This is a genomic window from Virgibacillus proomii (assembly GCF_900162615.1).
Lineage (GTDB): Bacteria > Bacillota > Bacilli > Bacillales > Amphibacillaceae > Virgibacillus > Virgibacillus proomii.
This window is the reverse complement of record NZ_FUFN01000010.1, coordinates 2,326,699-2,347,723: the sequence shown is the minus strand read 5'-3', so window position 1 is coordinate 2,347,723 and position 21,025 is coordinate 2,326,699. Positions and strand designations below refer to the sequence as shown.

General features: G+C 37.2%; 21 protein-coding genes, 1 pseudogene and 1 other annotated feature. Of the genes and pseudogenes, 20 read left to right on the top strand and 2 right to left on the bottom strand.

Annotated features, from left to right (window positions below):
* Positions 1-24: 24 nt before the first annotated feature.
* Positions 25-98: a sequence feature (ribosomal protein L21 leader region), on the top strand.
* A 15-nt stretch (positions 99-113) separates the two neighbouring features.
* From rplU to yajC, 16 genes are all read left to right on the top strand, one after another.
* Positions 114-422 (top strand): 50S ribosomal protein L21, encoded by a 309-nt coding sequence (rplU, locus tag BN1066_RS18415; RefSeq protein WP_077321128.1) that lies wholly within the window; start codon positions 114-116, stop codon positions 420-422.
* A gap of 11 nt (positions 423-433) precedes the next feature.
* Positions 434-763, top strand: a complete 330-nt coding sequence (locus BN1066_RS18410; protein WP_077321126.1) for a ribosomal-processing cysteine protease Prp — start codon at positions 434-436, stop codon at positions 761-763.
* Positions 764-777: 14 nt separating this feature from the next.
* The gene (rpmA, locus tag BN1066_RS18405) at positions 778-1,068 is read left to right on the top strand and encodes a 50S ribosomal protein L27 (RefSeq protein ID WP_077321124.1); all 291 of its coding nucleotides are present in this window, start codon (positions 778-780) and stop codon (positions 1,066-1,068) included.
* Positions 1,069-1,352: 284 nt separating this feature from the next.
* On the top strand, positions 1,353-1,892 hold the full coding sequence (locus BN1066_RS18400; protein ID WP_179104430.1) for a Spo0B domain-containing protein: 540 nt from the start codon (positions 1,353-1,355) through the stop codon (positions 1,890-1,892).
* 4 nt (positions 1,893-1,896) lie between these two features.
* Positions 1,897-3,180 (top strand): GTPase ObgE, encoded by a 1,284-nt coding sequence (gene obgE / locus BN1066_RS18395; protein WP_077321120.1) that lies wholly within the window; start codon positions 1,897-1,899, stop codon positions 3,178-3,180.
* A 151-nt stretch (positions 3,181-3,331) separates the two neighbouring features.
* Positions 3,332-4,189 carry a prephenate dehydratase gene (pheA, locus tag BN1066_RS18390; RefSeq protein ID WP_077321118.1) on the top strand — a complete coding sequence of 286 codons (858 nt, stop codon included), beginning with the start codon at positions 3,332-3,334 and terminating at the stop codon, positions 4,187-4,189.
* Positions 4,190-4,635: 446 nt separating this feature from the next.
* Positions 4,636-5,586 (top strand): SafA/ExsA family spore coat assembly protein, encoded by a 951-nt coding sequence (safA, locus tag BN1066_RS18385; protein ID WP_143695877.1) that lies wholly within the window; start codon positions 4,636-4,638, stop codon positions 5,584-5,586.
* A gap of 290 nt (positions 5,587-5,876) precedes the next feature.
* Complete coding sequence (gene nadE / locus BN1066_RS18380) at positions 5,877-6,620, top strand: NAD(+) synthase (RefSeq protein ID WP_077321114.1); 744 nt, start codon at positions 5,877-5,879, stop codon at positions 6,618-6,620.
* A gap of 70 nt (positions 6,621-6,690) precedes the next feature.
* Positions 6,691-7,227, top strand: coding sequence for a YhcN/YlaJ family sporulation lipoprotein (locus BN1066_RS18375; protein ID WP_077321112.1), 537 nt, complete (start codon positions 6,691-6,693; stop codon positions 7,225-7,227).
* 220 nt (positions 7,228-7,447) lie between these two features.
* Entirely contained in the window at positions 7,448-8,179 is a 732-nt protein-coding gene (locus tag BN1066_RS18370; protein WP_077321110.1) for a YebC/PmpR family DNA-binding transcriptional regulator, read from the top strand.
* A gap of 96 nt (positions 8,180-8,275) precedes the next feature.
* Entirely contained in the window at positions 8,276-8,878 is a 603-nt protein-coding gene (ruvA, locus tag BN1066_RS18365; RefSeq protein WP_077321108.1) for a Holliday junction branch migration protein RuvA, read from the top strand.
* Positions 8,879-8,895: 17 nt separating this feature from the next.
* Positions 8,896-9,909 carry a Holliday junction branch migration DNA helicase RuvB gene (gene ruvB, locus BN1066_RS18360; RefSeq protein ID WP_077321106.1) on the top strand — a complete coding sequence of 338 codons (1,014 nt, stop codon included), beginning with the start codon at positions 8,896-8,898 and terminating at the stop codon, positions 9,907-9,909.
* On the top strand, positions 9,863-10,093 hold the full coding sequence (locus BN1066_RS18355; protein ID WP_342745621.1) for a DUF2905 domain-containing protein: 231 nt from the start codon (positions 9,863-9,865) through the stop codon (positions 10,091-10,093). The genes ruvB and BN1066_RS18355 overlap by 47 nt, the downstream gene beginning before the upstream one ends.
* 19 nt (positions 10,094-10,112) lie before the next feature.
* The gene (gene queA / locus BN1066_RS18350; protein ID WP_077321102.1) at positions 10,113-11,147 is read left to right on the top strand and encodes a tRNA preQ1(34) S-adenosylmethionine ribosyltransferase-isomerase QueA; all 1,035 of its coding nucleotides are present in this window, start codon (positions 10,113-10,115) and stop codon (positions 11,145-11,147) included.
* A 53-nt stretch (positions 11,148-11,200) separates the two neighbouring features.
* The gene (gene tgt / locus BN1066_RS18345; RefSeq protein WP_077321100.1) at positions 11,201-12,340 is read left to right on the top strand and encodes a tRNA guanosine(34) transglycosylase Tgt; all 1,140 of its coding nucleotides are present in this window, start codon (positions 11,201-11,203) and stop codon (positions 12,338-12,340) included.
* A gap of 24 nt (positions 12,341-12,364) precedes the next feature.
* Positions 12,365-12,625 (top strand): preprotein translocase subunit YajC, encoded by a 261-nt coding sequence (yajC, locus tag BN1066_RS18340; protein ID WP_077321098.1) that lies wholly within the window; start codon positions 12,365-12,367, stop codon positions 12,623-12,625.
* A 454-nt stretch (positions 12,626-13,079) separates the two neighbouring features.
* On the opposite strand, the gene BN1066_RS18335 is transcribed toward yajC, so the two are convergent.
* A complete protein-coding gene (locus tag BN1066_RS18335) occupies positions 13,080-13,466 on the bottom strand; it encodes a TIGR04086 family membrane protein (RefSeq protein ID WP_077321096.1) in 387 nt (128 codons plus the stop codon).
* A 143-nt stretch (positions 13,467-13,609) separates the two neighbouring features.
* On the opposite strand from BN1066_RS18335, the gene BN1066_RS21365 reads away from it, so the two are divergent.
* Together BN1066_RS21365 and BN1066_RS18330 are read left to right on the top strand one after the other, a co-directional pair.
* A complete protein-coding gene (locus BN1066_RS21365; protein WP_425445287.1) occupies positions 13,610-13,735 on the top strand; it encodes a hypothetical protein in 126 nt (41 codons plus the stop codon).
* Positions 13,736-14,894 (top strand): annotated as a pseudogene (locus BN1066_RS18330) (ArsB/NhaD family transporter).
* 1,129 nt (positions 14,895-16,023) lie between these two features.
* Here the strand turns inward: BN1066_RS18330 and spoVB are convergent.
* Positions 16,024-17,580: a stage V sporulation protein B gene (gene spoVB / locus BN1066_RS18325; RefSeq protein WP_077321094.1), complete on the bottom strand. Its 1,557-nt coding sequence runs from the start codon at positions 17,578-17,580 to the stop codon at positions 16,024-16,026.
* Between the two features lie 120 nt (positions 17,581-17,700).
* On the opposite strand from spoVB, the gene BN1066_RS18320 reads away from it, so the two are divergent.
* Positions 17,701-17,994, top strand: a complete 294-nt coding sequence (locus BN1066_RS18320; protein ID WP_077321092.1) for a post-transcriptional regulator — start codon at positions 17,701-17,703, stop codon at positions 17,992-17,994.
* Positions 17,995-18,050: 56 nt separating this feature from the next.
* On the top strand, positions 18,051-20,321 hold the full coding sequence (gene secDF / locus BN1066_RS18315) for a protein translocase subunit SecDF (protein ID WP_077321090.1): 2,271 nt from the start codon (positions 18,051-18,053) through the stop codon (positions 20,319-20,321).
* Positions 20,322-21,025: the final 704 nt, after the last annotated feature.

The following is a 21,025-nucleotide window of genomic DNA, read 5'->3' as shown; positions in this document are numbered from 1 at the left end:
TAAATACGTTATTCAAAAGTAGCACCAGTGCTACAACCGCACAGAATAGGTTTAAAATCCCGTTTGTGGGTACCTGTATGGCGAGTCTGAGTAAAATAGGAGGTGCAAAACGTATGTATGCTATTATTGAAACAGGTGGCAAGCAAATCAAAGTAGAAGAAGGACAAGAAATCTACGTTGAAAAAATTGCTGCAGACCAAGATGAAGCTGTTACATTTGAGAAAGTTCTTTTCGTAGGTGGAGATGATGTGAAAGTTGGAGCTCCTTATGTTGATGGGGCATCTGTAACTGCAAAAATTGCTAAACATGGACGTCAAAAGAAAGTGACTGTTTTCAAATATAAACCAAAAAAGAACTATCATCGTAAACAAGGTCATCGTCAACCTTATACAAAGTTAGTTATCGAGAAAATTAATGCTTAAAGGATTAGCCTATGATTCAAGTAACTGTATTTCGTGAAGGTGGACAAATTAAAGCATTTGAACTTTCAGGACATGCTGGAAGCGGTCCGTATGGATACGATTTAGTATGTGCTGGAGTATCTGCCGTTTCAATCGGTTGTGTAAATGCAGTTATGACTCTATGTGAAGTAGATCTTGTTATTGAACAAGGCGGTGATGGTGGTTATCTTCATGTAACGATACCAGATTATATCTCCAAGCAAAAGATGGAGCAGATACAACTGTTATTTGAAGGGATGCTAGTATCACTAACTTCTATTGAACAAGAATATAATGAGTTTATTCATATTCAAACGAACTAAGGAGGTGCATGGTTATGCTACGTCTTGATCTTCAATTTTTCGCAACGAAAAAAGGGGCGGGTAGCACAAAAAACGGTCGCGATTCGGAAGCTAAACGACTAGGTTCCAAGCGAGCTGATGGTCAGTTTGTTACTGGTGGATCTATTCTTTATCGCCAACGTGGTACAAAAATTTACCCTGGTGTCAATGTTGGTCGCGGTGGAGATGATACACTATATGCAAAAGTTGACGGTGTTGTAAAATTCGAACGTTACGGTCGTGATCGCAAAAAAGTAAGTGTTTATCCTGTTGCAAAAGAAGCATAAGGAATAAAAACTCCAGCCACATGTTGGCTGGAGTTTTTTACACATGAAGAATTTAGCGTAAAAACCCATTCCATGTTATGAAAATTAGGTGTTACGCTTAGTATGATGAAAAAATTTTTCGTTGTGCTCAAAAGCTTAGTGCGAACACAGTTTTTTAAAAAGATCTTTCAATTTTTTAGAATAAATATAATTAATTCCTTGATGGAACGTTTTCTTCCAGCAGATGATGAATGAACTTTTGGAGTTTTTCTGTTATACTTTTTGACATGGTGGGAGGACGTTATATGAAAGCGGAAGATGTTGTTCAACTTATTCAACATTACCGGCATGATTTATTGAATCACTTACAAATTATTCATGGTTATGCTTCCATGGGAAACATCAACAAAGTAGAAGAAAAGGTAACAGAGATAATTTCTTCGTATGACGAAGAACGTAAATTAATGTATTTACAAGCAGTTGAATTTTTTATATGGGTGCTTGAATTTCCATACATGTATGAAGATTTACGATTAGAATACGATATACATACAGAAAAAAGCTCCATTGCTCGTTCAGATATACACATAACAAATCAATGTAAACAACTGATGCGACTTATTCAAGATATAAAAGATGAAGATGTTCTGGTAAATATTCAACTGAAAGTAAGTAATGAAATACATCACATGCTGAGGTTTTATTTAGCTGTTTATGGTTTGGAAAATAAGCAACAGCTAAAAACACAGCTTGAAAGAACAAGCTTTCCTTTTTCCATATCCTTAATAAATGAGGCAGACAGTATAGCATGTTCCTTTCTAGTTCCTTGTGATGAAAAGAGGTGAATGTATGTTTATAGATCAGGTTAGTGTCTATGTTAAAGGAGGAGATGGCGGTAATGGGTTAGTTGCTTACCGCCGTGAGAAATATGTTCCTAAAGGAGGACCAGCTGGTGGAGATGGCGGTAACGGTGCTGACGTTATCTTTCAAGTAGATGAAGGATTGAATACGCTAATGGATTTTCGATATAATCGTCATTTTAAAGGAAAACGTGGAGAAAATGGCATGAGTAAAAATCAACATGGAAAAAATGCTAGTCCATTAATCGTTTCTGTACCGCCGGGAACTACTGTCATAGATGAAGACACGAATGAAGTAATTGCTGATTTGACAACGCATGGTCAGCAAGCGGTTATCGCAAAAGGCGGACGTGGCGGTAGAGGTAATACTCGTTTTGCAACACCGAGAAATCCTGCTCCAGATATTGCAGAAAATGGCGAACCGGGACAGGAGCGAATGGTTAAGGTAGAACTAAAATTAATTGCTGATGTCGGATTAATCGGTTTCCCTAGTGTTGGAAAGTCAACTTTTCTATCGGTTGTGAGTGCTGCTAAACCAAAAATTGCGGATTATCATTTCACAACGCTTACGCCAAATCTTGGAGTTGTGGACACAAATGACCAGCGCAGTTTTGTAATGGCAGATTTACCTGGATTAATTGAAGGCGCTCATGAAGGGATTGGATTAGGCTATCAGTTTTTACGCCATGTGGAAAGAACAAGGGTACTTGTTCATGTGATTGATATGGCAGCTATGGAAGGTAGAGACCCTTATGAAGATTTTGTGAAAATAAATCAGGAGTTAGAGAAGTATGATGAAAAGTTAATGAAACGTCCGCAAATCATTGCAGCCAACAAGATGGATATGCCGAGCGCAAAAGAGAATATTACGAAGTTCAAAGAAAAATTGCAAGGTAAATACCCAATATATGAAATATCCGCGCTAACAAAGGAAGGGCTTCGCGATATATTATTTGCTATTGCGGATAAGCTTGAGGAAATTCCAAAAGAGGCGATCGACGAAGATACAGAGGAAAAAGAAAAAGTAATTTACCGATACCATAAAGAAGAGACACCATTTACGATTACTAGAGATGATGATGGAGCTTATGTGTTAACAGGTCAAAAATTAGAAAAGCTGTTTAAGATGACTGACTTTAATCATGACCAAGCCGTGCAGCGCTTTGCTCGTCAGCTTAGAAGAATGGGTGTAGATGAAGCGCTGCGGAAACGCGGTGCAAAAGATGGGGACACAGTGCGGATTTTAGATTTTGAGTTTGAATTTATGGATTAGCGGTTAAGGATTATTTAAATAAAAAAGCGTCAGTTAACATGGGGTAGCAAATCGTCTTGGTTCGCTTCCAAGCGGTTTAGCTACTCGAACTATATGTTGTAAGAAAATTCATACTTCAGATAATGATTGAAAAAATAAGGGGGATATAGCAGTGGCAACAACGATTGGCTATTTAGGGCCAAAAGGAACATTTACAAAGTTAGCAGTAGATAAAGCATTTAACGGAGATAGAAAGCACAGTTTTGCTACCATACCGGAGTGTATTGATGCTGTAGAAGCAGAAAAAATAGATATTGGTGTTGTGCCGCTGGAAAATGCGATTGAGGGGACTGTACAATTAACTGTCGATTATTTAGTCCACCAAGTGCGGTTGCCCATCATGGCAGAAATTGTTGTACCAATCCAGCAACATCTTTTAGTTCATCCAGAATTCTCAGGTGAATTGGTTGATATTAAGGAGGTCCATTCTCATAGCCATGCTATCGCCCAATGTCATCAATTTATACATCAGTATTTACCGAACGCTTCCATTCATTATTCATCATCAACCGGAAAAGCAGCAGAAATGATTAGTGAACGAAAAGGACCGATTGCAGCGATTGGTAATCAGTTGGCTGCACATTTATATGAACTGAAGATGATACGAAAAAATATTCACGATTTTCCAAATAACCACACACGATTTGTCGTGTTGAGTAAGAATAAAGAGTGTGTGAACATAAATCATCCTGTACAATCTGAAAAAACAACTTTACTGATTACACTTCCAAGTGACTTTGCTGGAGCACTTCACCAAGTGTTATCTGCCTTTGCTTGGAGAAAAATGAACCTATCAAAAATTGAATCACGGCCAATGAAAACAGGATTAGGCAATTATTTTTTTATTGTGGATGTAGATCAACCTTATGATGATGTTCTATTTCCCGGTGTGAAAGGGGAATTAGAAGCATTAGGATGTCAGGTTACAATCCTTGGAACGTATCCCGTCTATCAATTAGATAAGCTTTAAGAGAATGTTAAACAGATTGGTGCAAAAAAACATAGCGGATTTGGTGAGAATCTGTAAAAAATTTTTAGCTTGAGGTTATCCAACGAAGTTAACATATATAACCCCATGTAAGGGACCGTACCTCTCTTTACAAACATCTTGTACTAACTTTGACAATATTATGAGAGAAAACGATCCGAGTGAACAGGGAAAGCTTTAGTAGGAACACACGCATACAGAAAAACTGTCCTTCTTTCTCCACGTCGCGGACTTAGTTGACCTTAGGCTTTTTTATCTTTTTGACATGCACGTTAAGTATTGTAAATAAACGTCAAAAATAAATATAACAGCTATTCCATTTATATAGCTTGGCTGTGGACTTAAATTAATCAACATTTAATCTTTCCTTGCATATGTTGGTATAGAGAAATTAGCCCAGATATGACAAGAGAGGAGTTTGATTAATTTTGAAGATACACATTGTACAAAAAGGGGACACTATGTGGGAAATAGCTCAACAATATGGTGTGGATTTTGAAGAGCTAAAGCAATTGAATAGCCAAATTTCTAGTCCAGATATGATTATGCCGGGAATGAAAATTAAAATACCAGGTTCATCAAAAGCTGTGAAGCAAAAACAACAAATGAAACCGAAAGAAAAGCCGATGCATCCGTATAAAGAAATGAAAACAAAGCCGATGCCAGTGATTAAAGAAGATGATAAGAAAAAACCAAAAATGCCAAAACCAAAAATGCCAATGCCATCTATGCCGGCAATGCCTGTTCAGCCCATTATGCAGATGCCAGTGATGGAGCAGGAATTTCAAAACTACACGACAATTAATTTTCCGCAAATGCCAGCAAAACCCGAGCATAAAGTGAAGCATGTCAAAAAGGAAAAGCCAAAAAAAGAAAAGGTTAAGGAGAAACCAATGCCGAAACCAATGCCAATGCCACACGTACCTATGGTGCCGCTATGTTGTTATGTAATGGACCCTTGTTACCCGCAGATTCCTTTTCAAATGATGGCACCTTTACCATATCATAGTGTAGGTATGTATCCAATGCCGCATTACGATCATCATGGACATCACCATCACCATATGCATCACGGGTTGCATGACCATCATTATGAGCACCACCATGACTATGGTTCTCATGTCGATCATCATGGCAGTATGATGGATTGGGATGATGACTGCGGGTGTGATGATACGATGCAATGGGGTTCACCGTCAATGTATCGTAGCCAAGAAGAAGAAGCTTCAGCACAACCGGTTGGATATGAGTGGCAAACACCAACTCATATGTATCCACCATTTGCTTATGGGGCAACCTATCCAATGCCACCTGGCTTTACATCCTCGTCTCATTCAAATAGTGAGCAACAATCAGATAATGAACAACAAAGTGAATAGGTTGTTGAAAAGAGACGAAATGATCCTCGTCTCTTTTTCTATCACCTATAAAGAACAAAAGCGTAACGTTCATTTAGCGACGTACAAACTGGAGAACTCTGACGGACCTTGACAAAATCGTGAAAAAGCAGCTTCCCTTTATCCTATTTTAATATTGATCTCGGACAACCATTTTTCAATTTCTAGTATTTAATGTTAAAATAAATATTAATAAAAAATCGCCATTTGACGGAATTTTAATCATGTAATTACTGTGGAAAAAACTACTAACTGAGATGAGGAGCGATAGCATGAAACAAGAAGTAGATGAAATCGTTAGTTGGTTACAAACCCAAGTGGAAAAAACAGGTGTAAATGGATTAATGGTAGGTATTAGTGGGGGGATTGATTCTGCAGTTGTTGCTGCTTTAATCAAACGAGCATGTCCTGATCATTCACTAGGTGTTATTATGCCGATTAATACGAGTGATGCAACGATGCAAGATGCGAAAGCTGTTACTGATGCAACGGGTATTGATTATATGACGATTGACTTAACAGAAGTACATGCTAGCATGTATCAAATGATTAAAACCCAATTAGAAAATAAACATGTATACGAGGAACAAAATACACAATTAGCACAAGCAAACTTACGTGCAAGGCTACGAATGAGTACTTTATATACGATAGCAACAAATTATAATTATCTTGTTGTCGGTACAGATAATGCTGCTGAATGGTATACAGGCTATTTTACAAAATATGGTGATGGCGGTGTCGATATCTTACCAATTGTGGAATTCACAAAGGGGGAAGTAAGAAAAATGGCAGCGTATTTAGATATACCATCATCTGTTAGAACTAAACAGCCTAGTGCAGATCTTTGGGAAGGGCAAAGTGATGAGCAAGAAATGGGTATAAGCTATGCAACAATAGATGCTTACTTGAAAGGAAAAGCTATACCAAAAGAAGATCAAGAAAAAATTGAAGCGATGCATAAACGTTCTGCTCATAAGCGAGAAGCATTACCGCATTTTTCACGAAAAAATTAAAAATTGCCTTATATTTACTGTGTAAAAATACCTCTCTTATCCAAACTATTCATAAAGGGAGGTATTATTTATGCGGATAAAATTAGGATTTATCATTCTTATGCTTGGCGCAGCAACAGCTTGTACAAATGAGCCAACAGACAAAGCTGAAAATGACAATCAGCAGTCTACGCAACCGATTCATTATGAAACAGAACAAGAGAAAAGAGAGCGTCTAGGTACCATTGCGGAAAACGATAAAAAGGAATATCCACAACGTGAACAGAAAAAAGGAACGGATGCCAATTTTAAAACTGGTTACTCTGACCCTTTTACAAATGAAGAAGCTGAAATGATAACCCGTGCATTAAAAAATAAAACACAAATTGTACAAGCACAAGTGGCAGCAACGGAAGACCGAATTATCGTAGGTGTCATGTTAAAAGATGATGTAAGACAGGACATTGGGAATGAAATTAAGCAAGAGGTTAAGAAACTTGTTCCAAATTCGAATAAAGAAATAATAGTCTATACCGATGAAGAACATTGGAATAAAATGAAAAATTTAGACAACAGATTGAAGCCAAAATATAACGGCGAAAAATTGGAGGAATTTCTCACTCCGTAAGACAGTATGTTTTAAAATTAAATATAATTTTCTGATAATTAAATGTGGCATTTCAAAAACATCCTTCATGAAATGCCAACCCACATCAATATTACTTGAATTTTTGTCTAAAGTTTTACGTGTCCGATTACTTTAAAGCACTTCTATGCACTAACTCTTTAAGAATTAGACTTTTTTTGATATAGTAATAAAGGAAATTTCTAGAGAGGAGAATGTCCTCATGGCTGGTCATTCTAAATGGAAAAATATTCAAAGAAGGAAAAATGCACAAGACGCAAAAAAAGGAAAAATCTTTATGCGCCATGCAAAAGACATTTACACTGCTGCTAAGCAAGGAGGCGGTGATATGACAACAAATCCGAGCCTTCGTTTAGCTGTTGAAAAAGCAAAGGCAGATAATATGCCAAATGATAATATAGATAGAGCAATTAAGAAGGCAACAGGGACACTAGATGGCGTTAGCTATGAAGAGCTTACCTATGAAGGATACGGTCCTGGTGGTGTAGCTGTTATCGTTCACGTATTAACAGATAATAAAAATAGAACTGCAGCGGATATTCGGCATGCATTTAAGAAAAACAATGGGAACTTAGGAGAAAATGGTAGTGTCTCCTTTATGTTTGATCGGCGCGGCTATATTGTAATAACCGATGAAAATCATACTATAGATGAAGATGAATTAACTTTGGAAGCACTAGAAGCAGGTGCCGAAGATATTCAGTCTCAAGACGGTGCGTATGAAATATTCACTGCTCCTGAAGAATTAGCAGCAGTTGTTGACCACTTGAAATCAGCAGGTTACGAGATTGCCGACTCAGAGGTCACACTAATACCACAAACAACGACTACTGTATCAGAGAACGATGTAGAAAAAATGTTAAAATTAATTGAAACACTAGAAGAAAATGAAGATGTACAAGACATACATCATAATCTTGAGTTGACGGATTAATGCTCTTAACTTCTATTTCTTTACGAAGAAATAGAAGTTTATTCATTTATGACTACTTATGATAAAATAAATGAATGAGGCAAAGGAGCAGATGAGATGATAGCTTATATTAGAGGAATGCTTACATATATACAAAGTGATACGATTATAGTTGATGTAGAAGGGGTTGGTTATGAAATTATTTGTCCCAATCCATATGCATTTCAAGCTTTGGAAAATGAGAAAGTATTTGTTTACACCTACTTGCATGTACGTGAAGACGCCCAATTGCTATATGGCTTTAAAACGGAAGAAGAAAAATATTTATTTACTAAATTAATCTCCGTATCGGGAATCGGTCCAAAAGGCGCTCTTGCAATTATGGCTAGTATTGATGTTGCAGAATTTGTAGCAGCAATAGAACGAGAAGATGAGGCGTTTTTAAAAAGTTTTCCTGGCATCGGTAAGAAAACAGCGAGACAAATTATTCTTGATCTAAAAGGAAAATTAGCTTTAGCTGTTCCATCCGTTCAAGATGGACAAGTGGAAGAAGCAGGCTCAACGAACCAGGTAACGTTAAAAGAAGCGCAAGAAGCATTAAAAGCGTTAGGCTACACCGACAGAGAGATTAAAAGTGTTGTACCGAAACTACAATCAGACGCATCATTAAATACAGATGAATTAATACGTAAAGCACTTAGTTTACTCATGAAAAAATAGGAAAGGGGGGACTATAAATGGAAGAACGGATGGTAACTGGTGAGCTTCAAGCAGAGGATGCTTCCGCTGAGCTCAGCCTACGGCCAACAACATTGAATCAATATATTGGTCAACATAAGGTGAAAGAGAATTTAGACATCTTTATCCAAGCAGCCAAAATGCGTGAAGAACCATTAGATCATGTTCTCCTATACGGACCTCCAGGATTAGGAAAAACAACGTTGGCAGCTATTATTGCCAATGAGATGGGAGTGCAGTTTCGTTCAACTTCAGGTCCTGCAATTGAAAGGGCAGGCGATTTAGCGGCTATTCTTTCTTCACTTGAACCAGGTGATGTGCTGTTTATTGATGAGATACATCGCCTTCCAAGGGCAGTGGAAGAAGTATTATACCCGGCTATGGAGGATTTCTATCTTGATATTGTAATTGGGACAGGCCCTAGTGCTAGATCCGTTCGAATTGATTTACCGCCCTTTACATTAGTTGGAGCTACAACAAGAGCAGGATTATTATCTGCACCGTTACGCGACCGTTTTGGTGTCTTGAGTAGGCTTGATTTTTATAATGCAGAGGATCTATGTATGATCGTTGAACGCACGGCAGATATTTTTAACACAGCTATTACAAAAAAAGCCGCCATAGAAGTTGCTCGTCGTTCCAGAGGAACCCCAAGAATTGCCAACCGTTTATTGAAACGAATTCGTGATATATCACAGGTAAAAGGAGAAGATGAAATTAGTCTGACTACGACAAATGAAGCATTAGAAATGCTGCAAGTCGATAAACATGGTTTGGATCATCTTGATCATAAGTTATTAAAAACAATGATTACGAACTTCCAAGGCGGGCCGGTTGGTTTAGATACAATCGCTGCTACAATCGGTGAGGAATCACAAACGATTGAAGATGTCTATGAACCGTATTTATTGCAAATAGGTTTTATTCAACGAACTCCTCGAGGGAGAATAGTAACTACACAAGCTTATGAACATTTTGGATGGAAGGATTTGGGTGACGATGAATCTAGGTAGATTATTTATTTTATTAGGATTCGTTTTCCTTATCATCGGCATTCTATGGAGCTTTATCGGAAAATTACCTGGAGATATAACATGGAAAAAAGGAAATGTTGTATTTCATTTTCCCATTGTTACATCTATTGTAGTCAGTCTGATTCTAACAATCCTATTTTACATTCTAGGAAAGTTTCGCTAAACAAGTAAGGAGATTCATGATGAATATTAAAGAATTTGATTTTGATTTACCTGAAGAATTAATTGCACAAACTCCATTAAAGGAGCGATCATCCTCAAGACTACTCGTATTAAACAAACAAGAAGGTTCCATCGAACATCGACATTTTACCGATATTAAAAAATACTTAAAAAAAGGTGATTGTCTTGTATTGAATGATACTCGTGTTCTCCCTGCAAGATTACACGGAGTGAAAGAGGAAACCGGTGCACGGATAGAAATTTTGCTATTACATCAAGTAGAAGGGGATAATTGGGAGGTCCTCGCTAAACCTGCTAAAAAAGTAAAAGAGGGAACCGTTATCAAGTTCGGAGATGGGCGATTACAAGCAACGTGTATTAAAATAAAGGATCATGGCGGTCGCATCGTTCAATTTGCTTATGATGGGATTTTTTATGAGGTACTTGATAAACTGGGTGAAATGCCATTACCTCCTTATATTAAAGAGCAGTTACCTGAAAGAGAACGATATCAAACGGTTTATGCTAAAGAGGAAGGGTCGGCAGCTGCACCAACTGCAGGACTTCATTTTACAAATAAGCTATTGGATGAATTAAAAGAAATAGGAGTCATCATTACCTTTATTACATTACATGTCGGTTTAGGTACGTTTCGTCCGGTAAGTGCAGATACGATTGAAGAACATGAGATGCATGCGGAATTTTATCATATGAGTAGTGAAACAGCTCGAACCCTAAACCGCGTAAAGCAAAATGAGGGCAGAATTATTTCTGTGGGAACGACCTCGACACGAACATTAGAAACAATTGCTCGTGATCAAGCTGGAAAATTTGTCGAAGCAGGTGGATGGACAGATATTTTCATCTACCCTCCTTATCAATTTAAAGCAATTGATGGCTTGATCACAAACTTCCATCTGCCGAAATCCACATTAATTATGCTAATAAGTGCATTTGCTGGGAAAGATATGGTCATGAAAGCGTATAAAGAAGCAGTAGAACAGCGGTATCGCTTCTTTAGTTTTGGGGATGCCATGATGATTTTACCCTCTTAAATAAAAATAGCAGAAATAAATGGACAATCTATAGATAAAAGGAAGCGTGGTTTATGATACCAATTACTTATGAGTTAATAAAAACATGTAAACAAACCGGTGCCAGGCTTGGACGGGTACACACACCACATGGATCATTTGATACACCAGCATTTATGCCAGTAGGCACGCTGGCGACAGTGAAAACAATGAGTCCAGAGGAATTAAAGGAAATCGGAGCAAATATCATTTTGTCAAATACGTACCATCTTTGGCTTCGACCTGGAGAAGATATTATTAAAGAGGCTGGCGGTCTACATCAGTTTATGAACTGGGATGGTGCAATACTTACTGATTCTGGTGGTTTTCAAGTTTTTAGCCTTAGTGAAATGCGAGAAATTACAGAAGAAGGGGTGCATTTTCGCAATCATTTAAATGGAGAGAAACTATTTTTGTCACCAGAAAAAGCGACGAATATCCAAAATGCTCTAGGGTCAGATATTATGATGGCATTTGATGAATGTCCGCCATATCCGGCGGATCATCAATATATGAGAGATTCCGTAGAACGAACATCGAGATGGGCTGAGAGGTGTTTAAATGCTCATCAAAGAAAGGAAGAACAAGGCTTATTTGGTATTATTCAAGGTGGGGAATATGAGGATTTACGGAAGCAAAGCGCTAGCGATCTTGTGTCCTTAGACTTTCCTGGATACGCAATAGGAGGACTTTCCGTTGGTGAACCAAAGGAAGTGATGAATCATGTACTTGAATTTACTACACCATTAATGCCAACCAATAAACCTAGATATTTAATGGGAGTTGGCTCACCGGATTCATTAATAGATGGGGCAATTCGAGGTATAGATATGTTTGACTGTGTTCTTCCTACGAGAATTGCCAGAAATGGGACTTGCATGACTTCAAATGGCCGATTAGTGGTAAGAAATGCAAAGTACGCACGTGATTTTTCTCCAATTGATGAAAATTGTGATTGTCATGTGTGTAATAATTATACAAGAGCTTATATCCGCCATTTAATTAAATGTAATGAAACGTTTGGATTTAGACTTACTACTTATCATAACCTATATTTTCTGTTAAAATTAATGGAGCAAGTACGAATAGCTATTAGCGAAGATCGTCTTGGCTCATTTAGGGAAGAATTCTTTGAGCAGTACGGATTTAATAAACCGAACGCAAAGAATTTCTAGCTTATGGAAGGGAGGAATAGTATTATGGAAATGTTAGCATCATTACTGCCGTTAATTTTGATGTTTGTGCTTTTGTATTTCATCCTTATTCGCCCGCAGCAAAAGCGACAAAAGCAAGTAAGACAAATGCAAGCAGACTTGCAAAAAGGAGATACAGTTATTACGATTGGCGGTTTCCACGGTGTGATTCATGCTATGGATGAAGACACAGTCGTTATTCAAGCAGGTGATGGATCGAAGCTGACATATGATCGTTCTGCGATTCGTGAAGTTAAACAACAGTAAAAAGTTTTTCGCGCTATCGGAGTAAGCAATAGACTAAAGTCTGTTGCTTCTACCACGCGAATGGAAAGACGCTACATAAAAAAACAACACAGAGAGATTTTCTCCTGTGTTGTTTTTTGTCTTGGTAAAAATTAAAAGAAAGCAATAAATAAAATAAAATCTAGATATAAATTTTATTTTATTCTAGGAAGAACCTATATCTGTTTTCCTAGGATATCTTTTTTGAAAATAGCTCCGTCGTCTAGTTTAAGCACTCGAGCGACTAGCAAACTTCGATCTTCTTCCTACGATAAGTCAACATCGGCTTGAATCTAAAGGAAGGCCGACTAAAAGCGGGCATGTCGTTCAGGTGTCAGCAATATCTCAGTTGAGGGGCATGTTTTCTTTATCTCGTCAGAAGTTCTCCAGTTTGTCCGTCTCTAGATGAACGCTTTTCACTTCGTTTTTTTCGAATTTAGTTGTCATTTATTGGTCCACCACTAAGATTAACGCCTATTGTACCGCCAAATAAAGCCACTGCAATGTAACCAAGGTGGTGTAAACTTTGTTCCAGTGAGAAACCTTGCTGATACCCTAAGTACTGCACGGAGAAAATAAATAATGTGAAACCTGCTCCAGTGAGTGTACCAACGATCCACCCTTTTGCTCTTCCCTTAGCTCCTGCTACGAATCCTCCAAGAAATAGAGAGATAAGACCAATAACAAAGGTGACCCATGATAAAGCGGGATCACTAAACGTAGTAAACCGAAGCAATAGAGTTAAAACAAAGCTCGCCACCATTATTAAACCTAAAACAACAATCCATCCATATAATAACGCAATCCAATGTCTTTTTTGCAATTCACTGAACCCCCTTTTAAGATTGTCCACTTACTTCATTCTATTCATTAGGAGAAATAATAGAAGAAAATATTTTCTTTTTTTATCACATATAGTGAAGTAAGCCATATAAAATAAAGCTCCCGCGTGAAAGTAGGTATGAAGTGGAAATTGTAATTGCTTCACTAATTTTTATTTGCTGTTATTTTTTTATTATGACTGAACGGATAAATCGAGCAGTGATAACATTGACAGGTGGAGTCCTATTATTATTAACAGGCACAGAGTAAATGTTACTCCGCTATATTGATTGGAAAACAATTGCTTTATTGTTCTCTATGATGGTATTGATAGCAATTACAGAGAAAACAGGCTTATTCTCTTATATTGCTATTCGTTTTGCTCAACAGGTAAAAGGAAAACCGATACCCCTATTAATAGGAGCGGGTATATTAACAGGGGTAGGTTCCGCTTTATTAGACAATGTAACTACCGTTTTAATATTCGTTCCAGTAATGCTTAAAATAACAAAGTTATTAAAGTTGCCTGCTTTTCCTTACCTTTTGGTTATTATTTTTAGTTCTAATATTGGGGGAGCTGCAACACTGATTGGCGACCCTCCCAATATTATGATTGGACAAGCCGTTGAACATTTCACTTTCTCTTCTTTCTTAGTCCATATGGCTCCTATTGCCGGTATTATGTTTAGTATTAATGTTGCTGTTTGTATGGATATTGTTTCGTAAATCATTCCAACAAGCAAAAAGAGATCATGCAGAATTGCTAGAAATAGAGGCGAAAGTTTATTTGAAAAAGACACCGATGCTTTATCAATCAGTAGCTGTGCTCTCTTTTACAATTATTGGTTTTATCTTACATGCTTTTTTGCATATAGAATTAACAACCGTTGCCTTGTCAGGTGCGATTTTATTGTTGCTGTTAACTGAAAAAGAATTACAAACAGAACGAATTTTTGCAATCGTAGAGTGGGTAACATTATTTTTCTTTATTGGTTTGTTTGCATTAGTTGGCGGTTTGGAAGAGGTAGGAGTTATTGAAGAACTAGCTAGAGCAATTGTTGTTATAACGGATGGCGACTATGTGAAAACGGCAATCCTAATCTTATGGGTATCCGGGTTGCTTTCTGGTATTGTTGATAACATTCCGTTTGTTGCTGCCATGATTCCAGTTATTCAAGAGTTTGAAAGCTACGGGATGATTTATTTGGATTCAATATGGTGGGCGTTGGCAATAGGCGCTTGCTTAGGAGGGAATGCAACGTTGATTGGCGCTTCTGCAAATGTGGTAGTAGCAGGATTGGCAGAAGGTGCAAAACAAAAAATTCCTTTTATTCGTTTTTTGCTTTATGGCCTGCCGCTTGTTATTATTTCTTTAATCGTTTCTACGCTCTATATCTATACAAGGTATTTAGTTCCATACACCTGGTAAATGTAAAAGAATGCCTCCGTTTTTTTGACATGCTCCTCCTAAGGAAAAACAGATTAAAAAATAAAATCTGTTTTTTTCCTTAGGAGGAGATATTTATGTCCAATAAGTTTAGTTTAAGTACGAAGTGTTATTGGCATATAGGCTATTGAATAAAAGAATTATGTACAAAATTGTATTTTGGTTAGGGCATAGGAAAGGAATAATACGGCTTGTCTGTAAGACATTGGAACTTGCTACAGACAAACTAAACGAAGATAAGCACTAGCTTATCCATGAATAAAGGATTCCAGCCTTCTTATAGCTTTAAACGTAGGTTAGATAAAGTAATGACACACAGTATGCCTTGAGGTAGGAATGTATTGATAATGGAACGATAGAATCCTTTTAAACAAATGTGAGACATTTGACTGAACTCTATAAAACGATCAATGATGACATAACTTTTTATAATCATGATAGATCCCAAGAAAAAGTAAACGAGGCTGGGATATAACTAAAACAGCTGATAAAAAAAAACGAACGATAAATCGTCCTTGTACTATAGGAAAGTATAAAATTTTATGGTTTATCCCGCATGTAAGGTGCCGTAAGACTCTCACTTCAAAATCTTTAGTTGATACAAGGGTCAAAGTGTAAGAGAACGGCACCTAAATGCCCGATTGGTTCAACTAACATTCCGTGTAAAAAGCATTTCACGGAATGAAGTTTCACTTTATCCCGCATGTAAGGTGCCGTAAGATTCCTACTTCAAGAGCCTTGAGTTGATACAAAAGGGGTTAAGTGTGAGAAAACGGCACCCAAATGCCCGATTCGTTTAAGGGCCTTTAGGTCATACCCCCTGAGGTACTAACATTCAGTAGGAGAGGGAAGCAAACTCCTACTGAATGAAGTTTCACTTTATCGTATAAGAAAAACGATGGCATTTGCTAAAGACTTGGCGACAAGCCAAGTTTTTCTAAACACAAACAAACCGAACAATTATAAATGAATTGTTCGGTTTGTGCTATTTCGTATTTGCTTATGCCCCAGTCTCGTTATTATAACCCTGTCTACTTGATTATTAAGTTCTAAACGATCGGATCGTTTCGCCTTTTCGATAGGTTCTGGGACTAGAAAAGTTGCATCCTACCTATAGGTCCACCCATTTTTGCAAAAAAGGGATTTGTTTTAGCTCTTCTTTCGTGATAAAACGAAGTAAGAACAGAAATAGAATATAAATAAACACGAGGAGACCTAATAAAATGATAAACAGAATAAGTCCTGCATTTGTTTGCTCATAGATTCCTTTAATTAATTGGCCAGTCCCCCAAGTCAAGAGAATGAGCGCAATCATTTTTAGGATGTCCTTAAATGGTATACCGAAGCCAATAGATTTATACAGTGAAGCTAGATGAAGAAGAGTGATCAAGACAACACTTAAGGAAATCGCAATTGCAACACCCATAATTCCAAAGTTTGGGTTAGACGCAAGAAAAACTAAGGCTCCAAGCTTACAAAATGCCCCGATTAGACTGTTCCACATAGCGGCTTTAGCCAAGTCCAATGCTTGTAAAGCTGCTTGTAAAGGAGATTGAATATAAAGTAAAATGAAAAATGGAGCCATTAACAAAACAAATTTACTCGCTTCAGCTGTTCCATACATATATGTTAAAATAGGTACGGAAAATAAAGATAGAACAATGGTAGCTATTGCTCCGGAAGCGAAAGATATACGAATGGATTGATGGATGCGATAATGAATCAATTGTGTGTTTTTCGTTGCTTCTGCCTCAGAAATCGAAGGGACTAATGCAATAGACAACGAATTTGTAATGAAAGTTGGTAGAAATAATAAAGGCAGCACATAACCGGTTAATTCTCCATACTGTTTCGTTGCTAAAGTGCTCGATACTCCCGCTATTGCCAAACTTTGAGCTACCAAAATCGGTTCCAGAAAATGAGAAATTGAAGCTATAAATCGACTGCCCGTACTAGGTAGAGCAATGGAAAAAAGTTCCCGGACGGTGTCTTTGCTGGCTGATAAATAGGAGAAAAAACGTGTGCGCAATTTAATTCGTTTCTTTCGTTTAAACATTTGCAGCATGTATAATAAAGACATTAACTCTCCTATGATAATACTGAACATTGCGCCAGCAGCTGCAAATTCGAGACCATACGGTAAAAGCAGTTTTACAAAAAAAGCTACACAGGTGATGCGGACAATTTGTTCAATGACTTGGGCATAGCTTTGCGGTTTCATATTTTGTTTTCCTTGAAAGTAACCACGTAGTACGGATGAAATCGCAATAATTGGGATGATTGGGCTAATGGCTAAAAGAGGATATAATGTTCGTTCATCTGTTAGTAATCTCGTGGCGACAAAGGGTGTAGCTATAACCATTAATACCGTAAATACAATACTTGATAATCCGGTAATAACGAGTGATACAATTAATATTTGCTTAATTTTTGCATAGTCCGTTCTTGCTTGCGCTTCTGCAATTCGTTTAGAGATAGCCACTGGTAAACCGAGTTGGGTTAAGGTGATAACAAGAAAGAAGGTTGGAAGTGCCATCATATAGAGACCAACACCTTCTTCGCCAATCAGACGAGCAACAACAATCCGGTTAATAAAACCGAGAAATCGAGTAATCATACCTGCTGCTATTAAAATAAGAGTCCCTTGTAAAAATGTTTGTCTGGTCATTTTTTTTACGACCTGCCTTCTCAAAAAATGGAATATCATATACAATGATATATATGCTAAGAAGTGGGCCAAGCATGACAAGATCAGAAATTTTTCATACTCCATAAGGAGGGGTCAGTTTTGGAAATAGTACAAACCGTGTCCGAGTGGAAAGGAATGGTTCTGCCTGTGTTGAAAAGTAAGGCGGAAGAATTTCATTTCATGGGATATAAAGAAGCAACTACAGAAGATGTTTGGAAATGCCTGATGGAAAAGGTATGGAAAGGTGATCCAGAAAAGCGAATTTATGAGGTAGTGGGGGACATATTTCAATTAAATACGACTACCTATATAAGTTATTTAACCATGGATGCATATAAAAATGATGATTTACTAGCGTCCATTCAAGCTGTAACGAATATGAATAACGACTAAGCGTATCTATTTACATAAAAGTTTTACCCTAAATAAACAAGGGAGGCCATAATGGAATGAAAAATAGAGGCAGAATTGTTGCCTTTTTTCTAATCGTACTAATTTTTGCTGGTACAATTGGAACAACGGTTACAGGAATAACGAAAGATATTAACTTAGGTCTTGATCTCCAAGGCGGATTTGAAGTTTTATACGAAGTAAGTCCAGTAGATGAAGGACAAAAAATCAGTCGAACGTCATTGGAATCCACAGTAGAAATATTGAATGACCGAGTAAACCGTCTTGGTATTAGTGAAGCTAGCATCGATATTGAAGGAGAAGACCGTATAAGAGTACAGCTAGCTGGAGTGGAAGATCAAACAGAAGCAAGGGAATTATTGTCCACAACTGCACAATTGTCTTTCCGTGATGTAAATGATCATGAACTATTAAACGGAAATGACGTAAAGGAAAATAGTGCAAAACAGGACTTTGATCCAAACAGTAATCAACCAATTGTTACATTGAAATTGAAGGATGCTGACAAATTTGGTGAGGTTACGAGTAAAATAAAAGATATGAATGACCCTGAAACACCGTATGAAGACAATTTATTAGTGATCTGGATGGATTATAAAAAAGGTGATTCATTTAGAGAGGAATATACAAAAGAAGATCCGAAATATGTTTCTGCACCACGTGTTACAGAAACATTAAATACAAAAGATGTAATGATTAGTGGTAATTTCACTGTAGAATCTGCACAACAGCTGGCAAATGTTATTAATTCCGGTTCTTTACCAGTGCATATGGAAGAAAAGTATTCTACTTCGGTAGGAGCGCAGTTTGGTGAGCAAGCCTTAAATAAAACGATTTTTTCTGGCTTTATCGGCGTAGGTCTGATCTTCTTGTTTATGATTTTCGTTTATCGGTTCCCGGGATTAATTGCTTCTATTAATTTAACGATTTATATTTATTTAATTCTACTTGTATTCGAATTAATGAATGGTGTCCTGACCTTGCCAGGTATTGCTGCACTGATTCTTGGAGTTGGGATGGCAGTAGATGCCAACGTCATTACCTTTGAACGAATTAAGGAAGAGCTTCGATCCGGTAAATCACTTATTGCTTCCTTTAAAGCAGGTACCAAAAACTCCTTATCAACGATTTTAGATGCAAATATTACGACGTTAATAGCGGCTTCTGTGTTGTTTATTTTTGGTACAAGCTCGGTTAAGGGATTTGCGACAATGTTAATTGTTAGTATCCTAGTGAGCTTTTTAACAGCAGTATTTGGAACACGTCTATTGCTAAGCCTTTGGATTAAAACCAAATTCTTAAAAAAACGTCCAGGTTGGTTTGGTGTTAAAAAAGCAGAGATACAAGATATAAAAGATAAAAGTGAAGTAGAACCAACTGTGTTTAACCGAACTCCTAACATAGTAGGTCATCGAAAGAAATTTTTCTGGATTTCTGCCATCATGGTTATAATTGGATCAGCTTCTTTAGTCATGTTTAAGTTAAATCCGGGTGTTGATTTTACAAGTGGTTCCAGGATTGAAATTTTAGCTGAAAACAGTATTTCTATGGAAGAAATTGAGCAAGATTTTAGTAAACTGGGTATTGAAGCAAAATCGATTGTATCTTCAGGTGAAAATGGGGAAATGGCTGTTGCTCGATTTGACAAAGTGCTTGAAAAAGATAAGATTGCTGAAGTAAAAGCTTATTTCGTTGATAAATATGATCATGAGCCAAGTGTAAGTGTTGTTTCACCTATTGTTGGTGAAGAACTTGTTAAAAATGCCGCTTTTGCCGTTGCTGTTGCTTCTGTCTTTATGATCATTTATGTGACGATTCGCTTTGAATTTTTCTTCGCCATTACGGCAATTATTGCTTTATTGCATGATGCTTTCTTTATGGTTGCTATTTTTAGTATTACACAAATTGAATTTGATATCACAATCGTTGCAGCAATTCTTACCATTGTCGGTTATTCGATTAATGACACTATCGTTACATTTGATCGGATTCGAGAAAATATACGCAAACGGAAAAAAATCAAAACCTTTAAGGAACTTGCTGAAGTCGTTAATCGGAGTCTGGTACAGACATTTACTCGAAGTATCAATACAACCCTTACGACACTAATTGCTGTGTTGGCATTTTTGTTCCTTGGTGCTGAATCCATTAGTGGGTTTGCTGTTGCCCTTACGTTTGGACTTATTGCCGGTACCTATTCATCACTCTTCTTAGCTTCACAACTATGGTTGATTTGGCGAGGAAAAATGCTTAAGAAAAAACCAGTTGATTTTAGGAAGAAAAAAAGAGTACAAGGACCACAAGTATAATAGTGACCTCTGTTCCAATGGGGACAGAGGTTTTTTATTACTATAGGAAAGTATAAAACTTTAGGCTTTATCCCGCATGTAAGGTGCCGTAAGTTTCCCACTTCAAGTGCTGAATTGATACAAAAGAGTCAAAGTGTGAGAAAATGGCACCTAAATGCCCGATTGGTTCAACTAACATTCCGTGTAAAAAGCATTTCACGGAATGAAGTTTCACTTTATCCCGCATGTAAGGTGCCGTAAGACTCCTGCTTCAAGAGCCTTTAGTTGATACAAAGGGTCAAAGTGGGAGAAAACGGCACCTAAATGCCCGATTGGTTCAAGGGCCTTTAGGTCATACTCTTGTGGTACTAATATTCAGTAGGAGAGGGAAGAAAACTCCTACTGAATGAAGTTTCACTTTATCGTATAAGAAAAACGATAGCTTTTGCCATAAAGACTTGGCAACAAACCAAGTTTTTCTAAGAATCAAAAATCTGTTTTCATTAGATTAGAAGCGCATATAACTTGGCTAATTTGTACGCTTTGTTTTTGTCTAGGAAATTATATCTGTTTCTGCATTTTGGATAGTTTTTTTGGAAAGTAGCTTTGTCTAGTTTAAGAGCCCAAGCTGTAGCAATTTTAGCGACCCCCAAGTTTATTCATCCTCTTTTTTAGCGAGAACGTTAGGAAAAATTGAAATAAGTAAATCTCTAGTTGCTACCTCT

Excerpts from the sequence above, each read along its gene's own strand:
- rplU (WP_077321128.1), top strand. The coding sequence starts at position 114 with ATGTATGCTATTATTGAAACAGGTGGCAAGCAAATCAAAGTAGAAGAA.
- BN1066_RS18410 (WP_077321126.1), top strand. The coding sequence starts at position 434 with ATGATTCAAGTAACTGTATTTCGTGAAGGTGGACAAATTAAAGCATTT.
- rpmA (WP_077321124.1), top strand. The coding sequence starts at position 778 with ATGCTACGTCTTGATCTTCAATTTTTCGCAACGAAAAAAGGGGCGGGT.
- BN1066_RS18400 (WP_179104430.1), top strand. The coding sequence starts at position 1,353 with ATGAAAGCGGAAGATGTTGTTCAACTTATTCAACATTACCGGCATGAT.
- obgE (WP_077321120.1), top strand. The coding sequence starts at position 1,897 with ATGTTTATAGATCAGGTTAGTGTCTATGTTAAAGGAGGAGATGGCGGT.
- nadE (WP_077321114.1), top strand. The coding sequence starts at position 5,877 with ATGAAACAAGAAGTAGATGAAATCGTTAGTTGGTTACAAACCCAAGTG.
- BN1066_RS18375 (WP_077321112.1), top strand. The coding sequence starts at position 6,691 with ATGCGGATAAAATTAGGATTTATCATTCTTATGCTTGGCGCAGCAACA.
- BN1066_RS18370 (WP_077321110.1), top strand. The coding sequence starts at position 7,448 with ATGGCTGGTCATTCTAAATGGAAAAATATTCAAAGAAGGAAAAATGCA.
- ruvA (WP_077321108.1), top strand. The coding sequence starts at position 8,276 with ATGATAGCTTATATTAGAGGAATGCTTACATATATACAAAGTGATACG.
- ruvB (WP_077321106.1), top strand. The coding sequence starts at position 8,896 with ATGGAAGAACGGATGGTAACTGGTGAGCTTCAAGCAGAGGATGCTTCC.
- BN1066_RS18355 (WP_342745621.1), top strand. The coding sequence starts at position 9,863 with ATGAACATTTTGGATGGAAGGATTTGGGTGACGATGAATCTAGGTAGA.
- queA (WP_077321102.1), top strand. The coding sequence starts at position 10,113 with ATGAATATTAAAGAATTTGATTTTGATTTACCTGAAGAATTAATTGCA.
- tgt (WP_077321100.1), top strand. The coding sequence starts at position 11,201 with ATGATACCAATTACTTATGAGTTAATAAAAACATGTAAACAAACCGGT.
- yajC (WP_077321098.1), top strand. The coding sequence starts at position 12,365 with ATGGAAATGTTAGCATCATTACTGCCGTTAATTTTGATGTTTGTGCTT.
- spoVB (WP_077321094.1), bottom strand. The coding sequence starts at position 17,580 with ATGACCAGACAAACATTTTTACAAGGGACTCTTATTTTAATAGCAGCA.
- secDF (WP_077321090.1), top strand. The coding sequence starts at position 18,051 with ATGAAAAATAGAGGCAGAATTGTTGCCTTTTTTCTAATCGTACTAATT.